Annotated in this window: 6 protein-coding genes; 5 read left to right on the top strand and 1 reads right to left on the bottom strand. The window is 36.7% G+C overall.

The window, feature by feature from the left end:
- Positions 1 to 221: 221 nt before the first annotated feature.
- A complete protein-coding gene (locus ACFIKN_RS07290; RefSeq protein WP_375652093.1) occupies positions 222 to 473 on the bottom strand; it encodes a helix-turn-helix transcriptional regulator in 252 nt (83 codons plus the stop codon).
- Between the two features lie 109 nt (positions 474 to 582).
- On the opposite strand from ACFIKN_RS07290, the gene ACFIKN_RS07285 reads away from it, so the two are divergent.
- From ACFIKN_RS07285 to ACFIKN_RS07265, 5 genes are all read left to right on the top strand, one after another.
- Positions 583 to 1,200, top strand: coding sequence for a S24 family peptidase (locus tag ACFIKN_RS07285; protein ID WP_375638755.1), 618 nt, complete (start codon positions 583 to 585; stop codon positions 1,198 to 1,200).
- 156 nt (positions 1,201 to 1,356) lie between these two features.
- Entirely contained in the window at positions 1,357 to 1,731 is a 375-nt protein-coding gene (locus tag ACFIKN_RS07280; RefSeq protein WP_375637858.1) for a hypothetical protein, read from the top strand.
- A 65-nt stretch (positions 1,732 to 1,796) separates the two neighbouring features.
- A complete protein-coding gene (locus ACFIKN_RS07275) occupies positions 1,797 to 2,642 on the top strand; it encodes an antA/AntB antirepressor family protein (RefSeq protein WP_375658150.1) in 846 nt (281 codons plus the stop codon).
- A gap of 12 nt (positions 2,643 to 2,654) precedes the next feature.
- The gene (locus ACFIKN_RS07270) at positions 2,655 to 3,062 is read left to right on the top strand and encodes a hypothetical protein (RefSeq protein ID WP_375658149.1); all 408 of its coding nucleotides are present in this window, start codon (positions 2,655 to 2,657) and stop codon (positions 3,060 to 3,062) included.
- Positions 3,063 to 3,184: 122 nt separating this feature from the next.
- Positions 3,185 to 3,885, top strand: a 701-nt coding sequence (locus tag ACFIKN_RS07265; protein ID WP_375658148.1) for an ERF family protein, incomplete at its 3' end; no start/stop codon positions are given.

Genomic DNA, 3,885 nt, shown 5'->3' with positions numbered 1-3,885 from the left:
CATATAAGCGCCCCTTTGCTCTAACGTCATTCCATCTGTACCACTTATCCAGTCATACAAATGGAATCTTATCCATGGCATACCATTAGACATGCGCATCCCCTTCTTTCATTAAATATAAATTAGTGATCATAATCCCCCCCTTAAGGCTGTTGCCTATTTATATGTGCGCGTATGGTGGCGCGTAATCTATTAATTTGGTCTCTTTATTTAATGCCTGTTTAAGAATGTGAATGGTGCTGTTGATGTTCATTACTATCTGTAGGAGCAGCAATAAAAGCAGAACTAGAGCTAGAACTATCCTTCAACTTTTGCAGCTTGAGATAATTTATTACGGAGATAGATCCTCTTTTTTCCCACTTGCAAACAGCTGCTTGAGTTACACCAAGCATTTTCGCCATTTCTGATTGAGTCCAATTAAATTTGCCCCGTATTGACTTAGTCAAATTCTTAAAATCTTCTCGTTGATCCATTTACAAGCTCCAATTACAGCTTTGTCTTATTTTATTCATATAATTATAGTTATATAAAGTCAATGAAAATTATCTTTATCAACGATAAAAAAATAAGGTAAGCAGAAGTATGAGTAATAAATCTAATATCATAAGCACATTAAAAAAGATTTTGACCGAATTTAACTTAACGCAAGAAGATGTAGCCAAACGGCTAAACGTAACACAAGCTTCAGTGTCTAAGTGGTTAAAAGATTCTGATCCACGCGGCTCTAATCGAGATGCCATTTTAGAATTATATAAAGAACTAAAAGGGGACAATCACTTAATAACTTTTGTTCCTCTTATGGGGTATATTGGAGCAGGAACACAGATAGATCCAAGTTTTGAACAAATCCCTGAAGATGGTCTTGAACAAGTAGAAATTCCTTTTGCTTTACCTGATGATATGGTTGCTTTTGAAGTTAAAGGAGATTCTATGATACCAGCCTATAAAGATGGAGATATGGTTATCGTAAGACGGCGCCAAATTAAAACAATAGAATCCTTTTTTGGCAAAGAAGCCGTTATTTTAACACATGATAATAAAAGATATATAAAGCAGATTAGCAGGGGAATGAATGGTGAAATAGATCTGCTTTCTTGGAATGCCTTACCTATTAAGAATGTTAAAATTGTGTGGGTTGGAGAGATATTTGCTATTTTGCCAATAAGTTCTTACAGCAAGATGATTCGGACTTATCGCTAATTATCCTCCCCTCTTATTCAGCAAGATATTATAATATTTTTTATAAAAATATAACTTTTTATAATTTTTTGCTTGCTATTTTATAATTATAGTTATATAAGTAATTATACAAACCACGCACAAACAATCGCCAAGAGGCGTTAGGGAGGAAAAATTATGGAAAATCCAATTCTTATAAATTCTGATGAAATTTTATTAGTTGTCTATGATGATGATCAAAACATTGGTCGGTCAGGACCACTGGATAAAAGCCAAATTCTAAGCATTGTTGATGAGGCAGATGATGCAATCCAAATCTTTCGCATCAATCCTTCTGAAAAGAACTGTGAAGATATCTCTGAAGAGATCGCAGAGGCATATGTAAAAGAAAATATTGAACGTCTCGATGAAGATAGTGAGGTTCATTACTTTATACGTGAAAGTGATGTTTACAATAGACTTTTAGATGAGATCGCAGACGAAAAATATAATGATGAGATTTACGGTACTTACGAACAACAACACCGTTTGCGTCCTTGTGATGTGCTTTAAATTCTGAAGGGCGCATTTAAAAGCGCCCCCTTTCATTCATCAATCCCATCAACATGAGGTTCGTAATGGAAAAGCCTATTGCTATCCAGCACAATACAATCAAACACGAAACCGTTCAAACGGTCAACGCTCGTGAATTGCATGAATTTTTGGAAATTGGGAAAGATTTCTCTACTTGGATTAAGGACCGTATTCATCAATATGAATTTGAAGAGGGAACTGATTTCATAAAAACACAAGATTTGCGGTCCCCAAAATTGGGGAGCGCAAAATCTAGAGCTGTTACAGCTATAGACTATCACCTCACATTAGACATGGCAAAAGAGCTCGCCATGGTAGAGCGTAATGAAAAAGGTAAACAAGCCCGTCAATATTTTATTGAATGTGAACGGCGTGCAAAGAAACCTTTAGACCTTGCAAACGCTTTAGAAGATCCTCTCTTTGTTAAGAAACTTCTTTTAGAAAGCGTCACACAATTAGAGACCTTAAAAAGTGAAGTGAGTATCCTTAAACCAAAAGCAGCTGCTCTTGAAAGTTTGCAACGTCACAACGGACTCTTCGGTCTTACAGAAGCCGCTAAAATACTCGAGATGCAACCAAAACAATTCATTCAATTTTTACAAGAAAAAGGTTGGGTTTACAGACGTGCAGCAGGTGGAAATTTGCTTCCTTATCAAGACAAAATCCAAAAGAAACTTATGGATTGTCCAACTATCACACTTCAAACCGCAAGTGGAATAGAAAAAGTCATTCCNCCTTATCAAGACAAAATCCAAAAGAAACTTATGGATTGTCCAACTATCACACTTCAAACCGCAAGTGGAATAGAAAAAGTCATTCCTTGCGCAAAAATCACAGCAAAAGGAATTGGTGTGCTGTCTCAAGAGCTTAAAAGACAAAGCATGCATTAAGAGGAGGTTATTATGATAAAAAAGAAATACGAACTGACAGACGCAACAATCGAAGTTAATGGCAGAACTCTCCACCGCATTCGCGCCTTACGAGACTTTGGAAACGTCGAGAAAGGCGATTTAGGGGGGTTTATAGAGCATGAGGGCAATTTAAGTCACGAAGGGGATTGCTGGGTTGGTGATAATGCATGGGTTTATGAAGGCGCCCGTGTTTATGATGATGCACAAATTTCTGATAATGTTCAAGTTTTTGGTAATGCAGAAGTTTACGAGGGTATACATTTTTATGGATATATAGAAGTTTACGGTGATGTACGTGTTTTTGGTAACTGCGATGCTATATACATTACCAATGATGCAGGTGCTTATGGGTATGTTGATAATACTGACCTCACCTCAACTAGAGAACAAACCAGATGAAAAAATACGAACGACTAATCTTATAGTATCTCTATAAGCCGTTTCTAACCACACAAACAACTTTTAAACACAAGCGTGATTCACGCCACGGGGGAATTGCGCTCAAATAGGAGGAAATCAAGATGAGTGAACAAAACACTAACCTAACAGAAATTGAAGAAACGCATCACTTAGCGGTTAAACAAACTGCTATGGAACGTATTTTAAACAGAGCCTTAGAAAATGACGTCGATATGGACCGTCTCGAGCGTCTCATTGCCTTACGAGAAAAAGAAATAGAACGACAAAACTACGAAAGATTTGCCAGTGATCTTTCGAATATGCAAATAGAATATCAAAAAATACAAAAAAACTCTACAAACACCCATACAAACAGCCAATATGCAACCCTTGACCAGTACATTGATGCTGTAAAAAACACTCTTGCAAAACACCGATTTGCTTTGTTTTCTCGTATCAAAGAACAGAGTTCAGACAATATAATTATAGAAATGACTTTGACGCATCCGTCTGGGAATAAAATCTCAACAGAAGGAAAGTTTCCTTATGACACTAAAGGATGCAAGTCAAATATACAATCGGTTGGTTCTGCAATCACATACGCACGCAGATATCTGTTAGGTATGCTTCTTAATGTCGTGAGTGAAGATGATGATACGGATGGGAACACACCTATTAAAAAGGCTTTTCCACAACAGATCAATGAAATCAGAAGACTTGTCGTACAAACCCAAACAGAAGCAGAAAAAATACTTGCTTATGTCAACGTCAAAAAGCTCGACGATATGTCTGAAGGACAAGCACAAACGGTATTACATCTTTT

The organism is Bartonella sp. CL436QHHD (genome assembly GCF_042195105.1).
In the GTDB taxonomy this organism is placed as follows: Bacteria; Pseudomonadota; Alphaproteobacteria; order Rhizobiales; family Rhizobiaceae; genus Bartonella.
The sequence above is the reverse complement of the archived record's forward strand: the minus strand, read 5'-3'. Positions and strand labels throughout refer to the sequence as shown.